General features: G+C 34.6%; 12 protein-coding genes. 3 read left to right on the top strand and 9 right to left on the bottom strand.

Translation table 11 applies throughout. The features are described 5' to 3' along the window. Positions 1-21: 21 nt before the first annotated feature. The 7 genes from lptG to MTZ49_RS14475 all read right to left on the bottom strand — a co-directional run bounded on the left by lptG (position 22) and on the right by MTZ49_RS14475 (position 8,638). Positions 22-1,152: an LPS export ABC transporter permease LptG gene (lptG, locus tag MTZ49_RS14510; protein WP_264746168.1), complete on the bottom strand. Its 1,131-nt coding sequence runs from the start codon at positions 1,150-1,152 to the stop codon at positions 22-24. Continuing rightward, positions 1,149-2,270 carry an LPS export ABC transporter permease LptF gene (gene lptF / locus MTZ49_RS14505; protein WP_264746167.1) on the bottom strand — a complete coding sequence of 374 codons (1,122 nt, stop codon included), beginning with the start codon at positions 2,268-2,270 and terminating at the stop codon, positions 1,149-1,151. Before lptF ends, lptG begins: the two co-directional genes overlap by 4 nt. A 466-nt stretch (positions 2,271-2,736) precedes the next feature. Next, entirely contained in the window at positions 2,737-4,665 is a 1,929-nt protein-coding gene (locus MTZ49_RS14495) for an MFS transporter (RefSeq protein ID WP_264746166.1), read from the bottom strand. A gap of 288 nt (positions 4,666-4,953) precedes the next feature. Continuing rightward, the gene (locus MTZ49_RS14490; protein WP_264746165.1) at positions 4,954-6,132 is read right to left on the bottom strand and encodes a toxin-antitoxin system YwqK family antitoxin; all 1,179 of its coding nucleotides are present in this window, start codon (positions 6,130-6,132) and stop codon (positions 4,954-4,956) included. An 86-nt stretch (positions 6,133-6,218) separates the two neighbouring features. Continuing rightward, entirely contained in the window at positions 6,219-7,205 is a 987-nt protein-coding gene (locus tag MTZ49_RS14485) for a toxin-antitoxin system YwqK family antitoxin (protein WP_264746164.1), read from the bottom strand. Positions 7,206-7,232: 27 nt separating this feature from the next. Then, complete coding sequence (locus MTZ49_RS14480) at positions 7,233-7,538, bottom strand: hypothetical protein (RefSeq protein ID WP_264746163.1); 306 nt, start codon at positions 7,536-7,538, stop codon at positions 7,233-7,235. A 107-nt stretch (positions 7,539-7,645) separates the two neighbouring features. Beyond that, positions 7,646-8,638 carry a zinc-binding dehydrogenase gene (locus MTZ49_RS14475; RefSeq protein WP_264746162.1) on the bottom strand — a complete coding sequence of 331 codons (993 nt, stop codon included), beginning with the start codon at positions 8,636-8,638 and terminating at the stop codon, positions 7,646-7,648. A 188-nt stretch (positions 8,639-8,826) separates the two neighbouring features. Here MTZ49_RS14475 and MTZ49_RS14470 point away from each other — a divergent pair, with 188 nt between their 5' ends. The 3 genes from MTZ49_RS14470 (at position 8,827) to MTZ49_RS14460 (ending at position 12,013) form a co-directional block, all read left to right on the top strand. Continuing rightward, positions 8,827-9,189 carry a hypothetical protein gene (locus MTZ49_RS14470; protein ID WP_264746161.1) on the top strand — a complete coding sequence of 121 codons (363 nt, stop codon included), beginning with the start codon at positions 8,827-8,829 and terminating at the stop codon, positions 9,187-9,189. Positions 9,190-9,353: 164 nt separating this feature from the next. Further along, positions 9,354-10,358, top strand: coding sequence for a tRNA dihydrouridine(20/20a) synthase DusA (dusA, locus tag MTZ49_RS14465; RefSeq protein ID WP_264746160.1), 1,005 nt, complete (start codon positions 9,354-9,356; stop codon positions 10,356-10,358). Positions 10,359-10,420: 62 nt separating this feature from the next. Continuing rightward, positions 10,421-12,013, top strand: coding sequence for a peptide chain release factor 3 (locus MTZ49_RS14460; protein ID WP_264746159.1), 1,593 nt, complete (start codon positions 10,421-10,423; stop codon positions 12,011-12,013). A gap of 44 nt (positions 12,014-12,057) precedes the next feature. Here the strand turns inward: MTZ49_RS14460 and MTZ49_RS14455 are convergent, their stop codons facing one another. Both MTZ49_RS14455 and yejK read right to left on the bottom strand, forming a co-directional pair. Continuing rightward, positions 12,058-12,942, bottom strand: coding sequence for an esterase/lipase family protein (locus MTZ49_RS14455; protein WP_264746158.1), 885 nt, complete (start codon positions 12,940-12,942; stop codon positions 12,058-12,060). Between the two features lie 239 nt (positions 12,943-13,181). Then, on the bottom strand, positions 13,182-14,189 hold the full coding sequence (yejK, locus tag MTZ49_RS14450; RefSeq protein ID WP_264746157.1) for a nucleoid-associated protein YejK: 1,008 nt from the start codon (positions 14,187-14,189) through the stop codon (positions 13,182-13,184). Between the last annotated feature and the right edge of the window lies 1 nt (position 14,190).

Raw genomic sequence — 14,190 nt, 5'->3', positions numbered from 1 at the left:
TATTTGAGTATTAATAAATAGTTAACGTTTTCTTTTTAGTAAGTAAGCACCAATAATAATACACACAACACTAGGTGTTATTGCCGCAAGTAATGGCGGAAAATTAAATACTAAGCTAGCTGGTCCCAGTAGATCATGAACAATCTTAAATACAAAGCCAATGGTAACACCAATGAAGATGCGTTGTCCCATTGTTACACTACGTAGTGGTCCAAAAATAAAGGAAATTGCTAACAGTACCAAGGCTAGTGTTTTAATAGGTTGTAGTAGTTTTTCCCAGAATTTTAACCAATAGTTATCATTATTTAATTCTTGATCTTCTAAATAGTGAATATATTTCCATAAGCCAGCAATTGATAAGTTAGAAGGATTGCTATTGATAGTATTGAGTAGTTCTGGAGTGATATCAATAGGTGTAACTTTTCCTTGAATATCTGCCATCTCGCAACTAGGCGTAGGAGTTAACCAGTTTTCAGAAGTATGTTCTATGGTTTTAGTATGATCATCATTAAAGCAAGTAGTAACACTATCTTTTAGTTGCCATTCATTATTTTGGAAAATAGCTTGTTTGGCGTAGATTGCATATTTTACTTTTTGATTGTTTATATAGTAACGAGTTACACCAAATAATAGACCATTGGGTTGTACACTATTAATACGTATGTATTCATTGCCTTGACGATGCCAAGTACCTTCCAATAGGGTTTGTTCTATAACTTGTTGATCAATATTATAGCTAATAGCTAACTCTTTGTTTGCTAATGCTTTTGTTTCCGTTTTTGGGATAACATATTCACCTATTAGTACACTAGCAATCATAATAACGAATACAGGCTTCATTACTGCATAAACAATACGGCCTGTGGACATTCCTGCGGCTCGCATAATAGTGAGCTCACTACGACTAGCTAATGTTCCTAAACCAATAAGACTTCCAACTAGGGATGCCATTGGTAGGTTATCATATAGTCTACGGGGTGCTGTTAGCGCAACATATTGTAAAGCTTGTAAAATACCGTAGTTATTTTTAAAGTCGTTTACTTGGTCAACTAAGGCAAATAAAGAAGCTAAGCAAATAATAATAAAGATAATAATCAGTATACTGTTTAAAATACTACCAGCAATATAGCGTTCTAAGCGATTTCCTATCATATGCCTACTCCTTGAGGTTTACGAAATTTAATTCTAATCGTATCCCAATATAATAGAGTTAGCGCAATACTTAGAAAGATAAAATGGATAATCCAGAAAAAGAAAATGGCTAATTTTCCTTTATCCATTTGTCCTCTTGCAGCAATTAAGAGGCCTAGATATAGCATATAGAGAAAAATAGCTGGAATTAATTTAAAGAACCTACCTTGCCGAGGATTTACCTTAGCTAGAGGTACAGCAAGCATAGCAATAATTATAACCAGTATGGGCATAGAAAACCGCCAATTTAGTTCGACACGATCTTCTAATTTATCGCTTTTCATTAACTCAGTTGTCGTTAAAGCATTTGATTTTAAGTCAATATTAATTTCAGGTTTGGGTAATAAGATGCCATAAATTTTATACTCTGTAACTCGATAATCTGCCTGCCCAGGGTTACCATCATAGCGATAACCATCTTTTAAAATAAGATAACGGGAATTATCAGGTTGTATTTCAATTTGTCCTGTTTTTGCTGACAGTACATTAGTTGAAACGTGTTCTTCAGTATCTTTTTTAGTGTCTATTTGAGAAATAAAAATATTAGTTAGATGTTTTTTGTCATGTGACATCGACTCAGTATAGGTAACACGATAAGTTTTAGTAGTAGCATCTGACTTTTCAAAGGATTGGAAGTGACCAGGAATTAAGGTATTAAACTCTGTCATTGAGTCTTGAGTTTTAATAAGTTCTCTGAACTTGTTCATACCTGCTGGGCCTAAACTAAAGCACAACCAAGCAACAATAAGAGTGATAATCGCTGTAGGTAATAGGGTATAAACAAATATTTTACGAATACTAATACCTGAACTACTTAAAATTACCATTTCACTGTCAAGATACATACGTCCATAGGCTAATAAAATGCCTAAGAAGAGGCCTAGCGGTAAGATTAAGTATAGAAAATCAGGTAGTCGGTACCACATGATCCAAAGTAGAATACTAGAGTCTATACCACCTTGAGCCGCATCTTTTAAGTAGTTGGTAAAGCGGCCGCTCATAATGATAATAAGTAACACAGAGCTAATGGCAGATAAGGTCACTAGAATTTCGCGAGTAAGGTAGCGTAAAACAATCAAGCTAAATGACTCCAATCAGTCAAATGATATTTGGGTTAGAAAATACTAATCCCTCATTATCCTAAAAAAACGTGGTTTTGTCTTGATAAATTTTAAGTAGGACAGCAAGAATAAGAGAAAAATGATTATTAATTATTATATAAGTTTTATTTAACGACTAATGCGCGAGTTAACTAGTTAATTTAATAGTGTTTTGAGTTGTTGGCTATTAAAAAGTACTTATTTAAGTATATAAAAGTATTTAAATAATTATTTTTCTCTAAGATATTTAGCATATTGTATAAGTTGGTTAGGCTTTATTAAATGATAATCCATTATTTTTTAATTCAATTTGCTATAGGGAAAAGATTAGGGCTATTGATATGGCTGCTGGTATTGTTACTTTTGTTATTACTAGACGCTCAGTAAAAGAGCTTGATTTAAAAGAGGGTAGCTAAGTTATAGATAGCATAGCGTGATAAGGCTATTAAGCCTTATCGCCCCTTAATTCTTGTACTTTTTCTTGTAGTAATTGCCTAGTTACTTGCTCAGCAGGAATAGCTTTATCAGCTATTATATTGATAGGCGCTCCAAAACTTCTTAATATTTTTCGTTTTGGATTACGGCTAAATGATGTTTTCCAAAGTCCTTGAATAGCTAAAGGAACTACAGGTACAGGGGTTTCTTTAATGATCTTTTCTATACCTGCCTTAAACTCAGCAATTTCACCATCAGTAGTGAGTTTTCCTTCAGGAAAAATACAGACTAGTTGCCCCTTTTGTAAGGCTTTAGCTATTTCAATAAACGCTTTTTCAAAAACTTCTTTATCTTCGCGATATCCGGCTATGGGAATAGCATTCGCTTTGCGAAAAGCAAATTTTACAATAGGCATATTGAAAATTTTATAATGCATTACAAAGCAAATAGGTCGCTTAATGGCGCCCCCAATCAATAATGCATCCACATAAGAAATATGATTAGAAACAATAACACAGCTCCCTTTTTCAGGGATATTATCTAATCCTTGATGAGACACATTATAAACAGAGTGAGAAGTTAACCACATCATAAAACGTAAAGTGAATTCAGGTACGATATTAAAAATATAAGCATTTACTGCAATATTCATTAAACCTACCACTAAGAATAGCTGAGGTATGCTTAAACCTGCAATACTAAGCAGGATAATGGCTACTATTGAAGCCAAAACCATAAATAAGGCATTTAATATATTATTAGCAGCAATTACCCTTGCACGTTCTTCAGGAGCTGAACGAGATTGCATAATGGCATAAAGCGGTACAATATAGAAACCACCAAATAAACCAATACCAAAAATATCAATTAAAACAAACCAAGTTTGAGGGTGTGCAAGCAGTGTTAACCAAGTATTACTAACGCCTCCAACCATTGGTAGGGTATAGGAGTGCCACCACAGTAGAATACTGAAAACAGTAAGACCAATTGAACCAAAGGGTACTAAACCAATTTCTACTTTATGTCCTGATAGCTTTTCACAAAGAATTGAACCTAAAGCAATAGATACAGAAAATACGATAAGGATAAGGGTGTAAGCACTAGGATCACCATTGAGTACTTTTTCTGCATAGTTTGGCATTTGAGTAATATAAATTGTACCTAGAAACCAGAACCAAGAGTTACCTAATATAGAGCGAGAAACAGCGAGTTTTTGATTAAAGCCAAGCTGCATTGTTTTCCATGTTTGAGAGAATACATTGAAACTGACTTTAAGGTTAGGCATGGGGGCAGGACTATGTAGAATTTTTCTACTAGCAAGGTAGCCTATGATAGCGATCAGTAATATGCAAAAGCTAATATAATAAGCATAAGGACCATTACCAGTCATTAAAACGCCTGCTAATAAAGTACCTGTTAAAATCGCTAAAAAAGTGCCCATTTCAACTAATGCGTTGCCGCCAATAAGTTCAGAGTCTTTTAAGTGTTGTGGCAAAATCGAGTATTTAACTGGGCCAAATAGTGCTGATAAAACGCCCATAGCAAATAGCACTATAAGCATCAGTACGAAGCTGCTTAGAAATAGCCCTACAGCACCTATTATCATAGTGATTATTTCTGCTATCTTTATTCTTCTAATAAGTAGTGATTTCTCATATTTTTCACCCAGTTGTCCGCCTAAAGCTGAAAATAAGAAAAAGGGCAGAATAAAGACAATGGCACAAAGATTAACTAATAAGTCTTTATCTATTTGACCACCATGAAATAGACTAGTAATAACCTGTTGATCTAAAAAATTACTAAAAGTTAACTTGTAGATAATAGCTAGTATTAGTGCTTGTTTAAATACATTATCATTAAAGGCACCAGCCAATTGACTAATAAAAAAGGGAAGATAACGACGTTCCTTTAACAATGTAAACTGCGAATGTTCTGACATCAAGAATTCCTATCAATTATTGTTCTTCACCTGATTAGTGTTACCGAAAAATTGTTTCCTGTAAATTGAAACAATAGTTTCAATTATGAGAAGATTTATATACAAACAGTTATGTTTATATGTTTAAAAAAGCAGATTATAATTTAATTAATGCAAACTAGCTAAGAAAGTTATTATTTGGTTGCTAGTAATTTCTTCAATAATTATCTTTAGATATACTAAGTTTTTTCTTTGTGAGAGAAGGTTGTTAGTAATTATTTTTATCTGAATTATGAAATCATGGTAATGCTATTTTTTTGGTACAGTTAGTTCTGTGATATCAGGCTTTATAGTAGATTTGTCTTCATAAGATTTTTTATGAGTTATCTTGCCATCTTCATAGGTTATTTCTTCTCGTAATTTCCCCTCTTTATTCCAAATACTCCATACGCCTGAAGAAAGATCATCTTTAAAGACACCTTCAGCGTATTTTTGTCCATTATCAAACCAAAATGTCCATATGCCATTTTGTTTATTAGCGATATAGTGCCCTTTACTTTCTGGTTGTCCATTGTCATACCAACTTTGTGAGAGACCATCTAACCGCCCACCTTGATAGTTAGCTTCGATTGCTTTTTTACCATTTTCATGCCAATAATGCCACAGTCCAGTTTCTTGGTTGTTATCATAATTTCCTTCAGACTCTAATTGACCACTTTTATACCAAGTTTTAGAAGGGCCAATAAGTAAGTCGTTTTTGTAAGTTTCTTCAATAGCTTGTTGGCCATTGTCATACCAATATTGCCATGTAGCATCTTTTTGACCATTAATAAATTGGCCTGCAATTTCCATTTGACCATTTTTATACCATTTTTTGAAATCACCAATGGCTTTACCATTTTCGTAGTTTTCTGTTACTGATAGCTGTCCGTTTTCATACCAGTATTGCCATACACCATCTTTTTTACCTTTTATGAAATTACCTGTTGCATGTTTTTGCTGATTTTCATACCAAACATTAGTTTTGCCATCTAATACACCATCAGAAAAGTGACCAGTTGCTTGTAGTTCACCATTCTCATACCAAAAATTGTAAACACCATTTTCTGTTCCATTGCTATAGTTTTTTTCAGAGGATTTTTTACCATTGGCATACCAAAGCACTAGAGGGCCATCAATACTCTTAATACCTATGGTGGTTAGTTCATTACTATCTATTACGGTAATAGGATCGCTTTGCTTTTTATTATTGGCAAAAAAATCTTGTATAACGAAATGGCCTCCAGGTGTTTTTTTAATAAATTTGCGATAGAAACCATTATTAACTTTTTTATCAGTAGGCTGCCATTTTGCATCATAGTACTGAATAATAGAGTTTTCTTTATATTGAGCAGGCTCTGTTATGGTAATAACAGCTTCTTCTGCAATAACGAGCTTTAAAGGATTTAATAAAGTTAAGGTCAATACAGGTATTAGCCAATAGCGCATAATATTATCTACCCCAAAAATTTGTTTATTACCTTAACATATCTCTATTTAGATAGGTAATTAGAAAGAAGTCAAATATATAGTTATTATGTCTTCTTTTTAAAGATAGTAGTGTTTTTGGCCTGTCCATTGTCATAGAGCGTTTCTTGGGTTTTGTTACCTGTTTTATCCCAATGAGTAAATAATCCAGATAGTTTATTATCTTTATAAAAGGACTCTGTACTTTTTATGCCATTATCATACCAGTAAGTCCATTTGCCTTGCTTATTTCCCTCTATATATTGTCCTTGTTGGCGTAAGTTTCCATTATTATGCCAAGCTGTAAAATCACCATGTAATACACCTGTTTTATAGTTTGCTTCGGATAATTTGCTACCTGTTCTTGACCAATAGGTAAATTTTCCTTCTTTTTGATCGTCTATATAATTTTCTTCTGCCTGGATTTGACCATCTATATACCAAATATAAAGAGTGCCATGTGTTTTACCAGATTTTCTGGTTTCTTGATATTGTTTCTTTCCATTTTCATACCAACTGTGCCAAATACCTTCTGGTATTCCTTTAATATAACTTCCTTCAAATTGTTTATTGCCATTTTTATGCCATAAAATGGAGGTACCTTCTATTTCTCCATCAATGTAATAAACCTCTTGTTGTTTCTGACCGTTCTCATACCAAGTTATAGATTTTCCTTGTGCTTTACCATTTTTTAATGTGCCTATACTGTATTTTTGGCCATTAATATACCAACGCTTAAAAGGGCCATTGATATTTTTAGGGTAACCATTAAGCATGGTTGAGCTGTCTTTTAGTAGGTAAGGATCAGTATATTTATTATCATTAGTAGTATAAAAGTCTTGTACAGCGACTTGGCCATCAATTAATGTTGCTAGGTATTTGCGATAGAAACCATTATGTATTTTATAAGGTGCAGGATTTCGATTATGGTCATAATAACTAATAATAGAGTTTACTTGATATGTTTTATTTGCAGTTGGCTCATTTGATTCTGCTAGAAGGTTAGTGGCAGATCCTAATAATAGGGTAGTTAGCAGTAAAGCTAATTTATACATCTTAATATTAATCATGCAGACAGAAAATTATTCAATACTACAGTTTATGGTTGTTTCATACATTTTATCTGAAAAATTGAAAATATCCTTTTCTGAAACTTGCTGTTTTATGGATTCATCTTTATTAATAGCGGCAATAAAAATTTTCCAATCTTTTTCAGTAAATGTATCCACCATATTATTGGCAATACAGTCACAATCCTTTAATTTATCAAGTTGGCAGTGTTTAAGTGCATAGGCTTTCATCTGTTCTTTATTGTTGAGTTTTAGATTATCAGCAAAAGCATTAGTTACACATAAACAGAGTATTACGGGATAAAGATGGGTTTTCATTAAAAATTCCTGCCATACAAACTGAATTAAAATTATTTTATTATTGAATAATAATCAATATTATATAATTGGCTTAGTTCACAATAAAATAGATATAGATTAAATAATTAATTGTTAACTGTCGCTACATATTTAATACCATTATTCTGTTGTTTTAGAAGATTTAGTGCTTTCGGGATATCTGTAAAACTCATAACTTCTATTTGTGGTAATGTTAATTCATTTCTGGCTATTTTTAATAATAGTTGCTCACCCGCTGTGACTAATTTGCTCCATTGTTTATCTGAGCCATGTACATGGATCGAAGCTAGTGCTATTTCATGCAGTGAGATGCTTGTAGTAAAAGGTGGTAGAGGAGCTTGCTCAATACGATCCTGTATACAAATAAGATGTCCATAATAGCCTAATAGATTAGCTAAAGATTTAGCACTATTACCATTAACAGTATCATAAATACTAAAGATATTTTGTGAGCCTAATTGTGAACGTAATTTGTTTTGCCAATCAGTATCTCGATAATCAAAGGCACTAATTACCCCTTTGTTGATAAATGTTTCGTGATGAGAGGGGCTAGCTGTTACATAAACTTTCGCTCCTATATCAATTAGGAGTTGCGTCAAAATACTACCAACAGCACCACCAGCACCATTTACTAAAACATTTTCTGCTTGTGGATTAGGTGTTTTCTGTAATGCTTGCCATGCTGTTAAAGCAGGACAAGGGAATGCCGCCGCGGTTTCATTACTGATTTGATCAGGTACAGCGATTAATGCTTTAGCACTAACAATAGTATGGCGACTAAAGCTACCATTAAAGCGTAAGTCTGTATGGTAAGTGTAGCGTGTGTCTAAATGTATATGCTTGGCATTCTTACCTACCGCAACAACAACTCCCATACCATCAACACCAGGTATTTGGTTTTTTTGCCAAGAGTCACTTAAGCCAGCCATTAGCTTCCAGTCTACAGGATTAATGCCAATAGCATGATTTTCAATTAACACTTGATCATCTTTTAAAGAAGGAATAGCAGTGTTTTGTAAAATAAGATCAGCAGGATTTTCACTTTTTTGCCAATGCCAAGCTTCTGTTGCTGTAATCATCTGATTTCCTAAATTTAGATAAAAAATTATTGATTGGATTGATATCCTTTAACTAACAATGATAGTGGATATATCGTTAATAAATGGCTGGTAAATTGTAACTAAGTACGTTAACTACTATTTTCACTAGTAGATTTATGTTAAAAATAAAGAAAAGAAGCAACCTATTTAGTAGAAGTTAGGAAAATATGACAGCTTATAGCAAATCATCACAATCTATTTGGCAGAAAATTCGTAATATATTTACCAGTGGCTATGAGAAAGTAGCAACGCAAGAGCTACAAATCGCCAGTGCTATGCGTAATAAGTTATCAGGTGTTGGTTATACTCTTACACGTCTTGTGTTTTTTGTAGTTAAATTAGCTGCAGTAGTCGTTTTATTTTGGTTGGCTATATGGTTATTTGTTTTTATGATGGTTTGGATAGTCTTTAAATTTATTACATTTAATAGAACAGCTAAGCAATACTATAAAACAGATGAATTTTCTGCAAAGAATAGCGATAGCAAGCGCTCTAATACCTACGATAACAATGGTAATTTAATAGATTAATAGTTTTATCCTATTCTAAAATTACTATGTTTTTTTGATTATTTATCTGCAAAAATATTTGTTTACTGTGTTAGTTAGAAAATATTAATAGCTAATATGAAGATATTTATATTGTTGTTAATAATTATAGTAAACTAATAATTATTTTTTGATAGATTTTATAGATGACAGCAACACAAACAACTGAGTTACCACCCAGTTATCGTTTTTCTGTAGCCCCCATGTTGGATTGGACTGATCGTCATTATCGCTATTTTATGCGGGGCTTAACTAAACATGCATTACTTTACACCGAAATGATCACCACAGGTGCATTGCTTTATGGTGATGCAGCTAGGTATTTAGCTTATAACCAAGCAGAACATCCAGTTGCTTTGCAGTTAGGTGGAAGTGTTCCTAGTGAGTTAGCTGCATGTGCCAAAATGGCGGTACAATGGCGCTATGATGAGGTTAATCTTAATGTAGGCTGTCCTAGTGATAGGGTGCAAAACAATTTAATTGGCGCTTGTCTAATGGCACATCCTAAATTAGTGGCTGATTGCTTTAAGGCTATGCAAGATGCTGTTGATATTCCTATTACTATCAAACATCGCATAGGCATTGATGGTCGAGAGAGTTATGGTGAGCTAGTAGATTTCGTTGGGCAAAGTGTGGAAGCGGGTTGTCAACGATTTATCGTACATGCACGTATAGCTATTTTAAAAGGGCTTTCTCCTAAACAAAATCGAGATATTCCACCTTTACGTTATGAAGTAGCTGCACAGCTTAAAAAAGATTTTCCAGATACTGTTTTTATTCTAAACGGTGGTATTAATACCATGCAGGAAGCCAATGACCATCTGCAAATCTTTGATGGTGTGATGGTGGGTCGAGCAGCTTATCATAATTGTTATGAATGGGCGCAGGTAGATCAACAGTTGTTTGCTAGTGATGAATCCGTTATTGCTCGTTCAGATGCTTTTTTAAGAATGTTGCCTTATATTGAGCAACATGTCGCTCAGGGTGGCGTAGTACAACATATTAGTCGCCATCTATTAGGCATTGCTCAAGGATTTCCTGGTTCTAGACGTATTCGACAACTGTTATCTGCAGATATTCATAAAGAAGATCCTGCTAAGATATTTGCTCAAGTTTTAGCTTATTTGCAGTCAACAGAGCTAAATGGTTGAGTATTGAATTAAGATAAGCGAAAATAGCGCACCTTTTATAAGCTCAAAGAATTTTACCTATTATGTCATTTGCCACTGAACTAAAAAACGAAGTTGAAAAACGCCGTACTTTTGCCATTATTTCCCATCCTGATGCGGGTAAAACTACCATTACTGAAAAGTTATTGCTAATGGGGCAAGCTATTAGTGTGGCGGGTACTGTTAAGGCGAGAAAGTCTGATCGTCATGCTACTTCCGATTGGATGGAAATGGAAAAGCAACGGGGTATCTCTATTACTACCTCAGTAATGCAATTTCCTTATCGTGAGCATATGATTAACTTGCTCGATACACCAGGCCATGAGGACTTTTCAGAAGATACTTATCGTACTTTAACTGCAGTGGATAGTGCGTTAATGGTGTTAGATGGTGGTAAAGGGGTTGAACCACGTACTATTGCTTTAATGGAAGTATGTCGTTTACGTGATACACCTATTGTTAGTTTTATTAACAAATTAGACCGTGATATTCGTGATCCTATTGAGCTATTAGACGAAATTGAAGCTGTTTTAAAAATTAAAGCGGCTCCTATTACTTGGCCTATTGGCTGTTATCGTGATTTTAAAGGTGTTTATCATCTTACTGAAGATAAAATTATTACCTATACTGCAGGTCATGGCCACGAGCGTATTGAAAATAGAGTTATTAGTGGCTTAGATACAGATGAAGCACGTGAGCATTTAGGCGATTTATATGATGACTTTAAAGAACAGTTAGAATTGGTTCAGGGAGCTTGTCATAAGTTTGATAAACAAGCCTTTTTGGAAGGTAAAATGACTCCTGTTTTCTTTGGTACTGCATTGGGTAATTTTGGTGTAGATCAAGTATTAGATGCAGTAGTCGATTGGGCACCATTGCCATTATCACGCATGGCTAATGAGCGTGAAGTAGTGCCAACTGAAGAAAAATTTACTGGGTTTGTGTTTAAAATTCAAGCTAATATGGATCCTAAGCATCGTGATCGTATTGCGTTTATGCGTATTTGTTCAGGTCGTTACCAAAAAGGCATGAAAATGTATCATTCTCGCATTGGTAAAGATTTAAAAATTTCGGATGCCCTAACTTTTTTCTCTTCTGAGCGTGAACAGTTAGAAGAAGCATGGGGTGGTGATATTATTGGTTTACACAATCACGGTACTATTCAAATTGGTGATACCTTTACTGAAGGTGAAAAGCTAAGTTTTACAGGTATTCCGCACTTTGCTCCAGAATTATTCCGTCGCGTACGTTTAAAAGACCCATTAAAATCTAAACAGCTTCGTCAAGGCTTACAAGAATTAGCAGAAGAGGGAGCAACCCAAGTTTTCTTCCCAGAACGTAATAATGACATTATTCTTGGTGCTGTGGGGGTGTTGCAGTTTGATGTGGTAGCTAGCCGTTTAAAAGAAGAGTACAAAGTAGAATGTTTGTATGAAGCAGTCAATGTTTGGTCGGCACGTTGGATTGAATGTGACGATAAGAAAAAACTTGAAGAGTTCAAGATTAAAGCAACTGATAACTTAGCGATTGATGGTGGTGGACATCTAACTTATTTAGCACCTACACGTGTTAATTTAAGTTTAATGGAAGAACGTTGGCCTGATATTAAGTTTAGGGCTACTCGCGAACATCACTAATAACGAAAAAGGCACTAATAATCTTAGTGCCTTTTTTGACTGGTTTACAACCCTTTAGCTTTTAAACGTGCCGCATGTGCAACGTATAAATCTACTGGATCAGGGGTAATAGGATGAACCCCCGCAACTTGATTAATAGTATCAGCATGATCCATTTGGAAATCAGTACCTATTACTTTTCCTAAATGCATACTAAAACGACCCACTAAGCCATCATTTTGATGGGCTTCTTTTTTGAAAAGTGAACTAAGCACTAGTAATAAAACATGGGTTGGATCGACATGATTTAAGCCTTCGTTAATAAGATTTTTCTTAATGATACCTCCCCATGAATAGTAACGTACGCCATTACTTTCAAGCTCTTTACCTTCACCGCCCCAAGTGGTTGGTAAACCATACGGGTATTTTTTATTAAAAGCGGCTGTGCCTTCAGTGGTTAAACTGGTTAGTGAGCCCAGTGCATCTTGTGGTGCAAAGGGTTTGCCACTTAATAAAGATATTAATGAGCCAAAAGTGCTTACCACTAAATTAGCAATTTCTGTTGGCAATTTGCACTGTAGGGCATCCATTACTAAATCAGCTATTTCTGAACCGAAGTTAACGCCACTTACGGAGGTAACCGAAGCCACCAACTCTGGATGTTCCCCAGCAACGTAACGAGAAGTGGGGGCGCCTTGGCTATGACCGATTAGATTGACTTTTTTAGCACCTGTTTTCTTTAAAATTTTGTGTACTTCAGCCAATAGTTGTTCACCACGTTCTTCAGTAGTATTGGTAGCAGATACCGTGGGAATAAACACGGTAGCACCGTGTCTTCTTAAGGTAGCTGGAATATTGAAAAAGTACGGATAACCTGCAATGCGACTGAAGCCAAATAAACCATGTACTAACACGATTGGGTATTTGGTTTTAGCTTTTTTACTGAACATAGAATCTCCTAGATAGTTGTAATTAATTTACATAAAAGGCTATCTAGTAGCTCTAACCAATAAGCAAATTGATATTGGTTTGTAAGTAATAAAAAGTATTTTTAATACCTTATTGTTACTTAGGCATATTATATTATTTTGAGGTGGAAAATACTTTTTGCTAGGGCAATAACTTATGCTAGTAAAAGATTGAAATTACTATTTGATAGCAACTTCGATCTTATAAGGGAAGTGGTTTGTTACTTAGAATTACGCTTTAATTGATCTTTTAATTTGGTGGGTACTTGATGAATCAACAAAGTATCGTTCGCTTCATCATATTCAATACGCGAACCTAACAAGTGTGCCTCAAAGCTAATAGAAAGCCCTTCAGCACGACCAGTAAAACGTCTAAATTGGTTTAAGGTACGTTTGTCTGGTGGAATGGCAGGTGAAAGTCCATAGTCTTTATTACGAATATAATCGTAAAAAGCTTTAGGTGTTTCTTCATTCATTAGTTCAGAAAGCTCATCTAAGGAAATCGCTTCACCTAATCTGGCTTGAGTGCTGGCGTAACTGACTAGTGTATCAGTCTTTTGCTTAGTCTGATCTTCAGAATAATCTTCATCTTCTACATAGTCACTAAAAGCTTTTAGTAAAGTACGTGTTTCACTGGGTGCATCTACACCTTCTTGGCAACCAATAAAATCACGGAAGTAATCAGATACTTTTTTTCCATTTTTACCACGAATGAAAGAAATATATTGTTTGGATTGCTTATTATTCTGCCACTCAGATAGGTTAATCCGAGCTGCTAAATGCAATTGTGATAAATCAAGGTGTTTAGCTTCTGTAACCTCTAGACTATCATTAACAGCAACCCCCTTGGTATGGTGTAAAAGAGTAATAGTTAAGTAGTCAGTCATTCCTTGTTGATAATGGGCAATCAACACATAGCCACCCATTGAAAGATTTGATTCTTCCATTAATTTTTGTAGGTGTTCGGTTGCTTGTTTACTAAACTCTATAAAGTTTTGTTGCTGTTCTAAGTAACCTGTTAGCCAACCACTAAAAGGATAAGCACCTGATTCTTCATGGAAGTAACCCCATGCTTTATTTGGCTTAGCATTATAACTTTCGTTTAAGTCTGTCAGTAGGTTTTCTAAAGCAGAGGATTCTTTTAATTCATGCTCACTAGCATGCAGAGTAGCAGGTGTGCCATCTGGCTTTTTATCAATTAAATGGACAATGCTATGGTAAATAGGCATA

Origin of the sequence: Entomomonas sp. E2T0, from assembly GCF_025985425.1 — a bacterium.
Lineage (GTDB): Bacteria > Pseudomonadota > Gammaproteobacteria > Pseudomonadales > Pseudomonadaceae > Entomomonas.
The sequence above is the reverse complement of the archived record's forward strand: the minus strand, read 5'-3'. Positions and strand labels throughout refer to the sequence as shown.

Bases quoted from the DNA above. Each gene is read 5' to 3' on its own strand.
- lptG (WP_264746168.1), bottom strand. From the start codon at position 1,152: ATGATAGGAAATCGCTTAGAACGCTATATTGCTGGTAGTATTTTAAAC.
- MTZ49_RS14495 (WP_264746166.1), bottom strand. From the start codon at position 4,665: ATGTCAGAACATTCGCAGTTTACATTGTTAAAGGAACGTCGTTATCTT.
- MTZ49_RS14490 (WP_264746165.1), bottom strand. From the start codon at position 6,132: ATGCGCTATTGGCTAATACCTGTATTGACCTTAACTTTATTAAATCCT.
- MTZ49_RS14485 (WP_264746164.1), bottom strand. From the start codon at position 7,205: ATGTATAAATTAGCTTTACTGCTAACTACCCTATTATTAGGATCTGCC.
- MTZ49_RS14480 (WP_264746163.1), bottom strand. From the start codon at position 7,538: ATGAAAACCCATCTTTATCCCGTAATACTCTGTTTATGTGTAACTAAT.
- MTZ49_RS14475 (WP_264746162.1), bottom strand. From the start codon at position 8,638: ATGATTACAGCAACAGAAGCTTGGCATTGGCAAAAAAGTGAAAATCCT.
- MTZ49_RS14470 (WP_264746161.1), top strand. From the start codon at position 8,827: ATGACAGCTTATAGCAAATCATCACAATCTATTTGGCAGAAAATTCGT.
- dusA (WP_264746160.1), top strand. From the start codon at position 9,354: ATGACAGCAACACAAACAACTGAGTTACCACCCAGTTATCGTTTTTCT.
- MTZ49_RS14460 (WP_264746159.1), top strand. From the start codon at position 10,421: ATGTCATTTGCCACTGAACTAAAAAACGAAGTTGAAAAACGCCGTACT.
- MTZ49_RS14455 (WP_264746158.1), bottom strand. From the start codon at position 12,942: ATGTTCAGTAAAAAAGCTAAAACCAAATACCCAATCGTGTTAGTACAT.
- yejK (WP_264746157.1), bottom strand. From the start codon at position 14,189: ATGCCTATTTACCATAGCATTGTCCATTTAATTGATAAAAAGCCAGAT.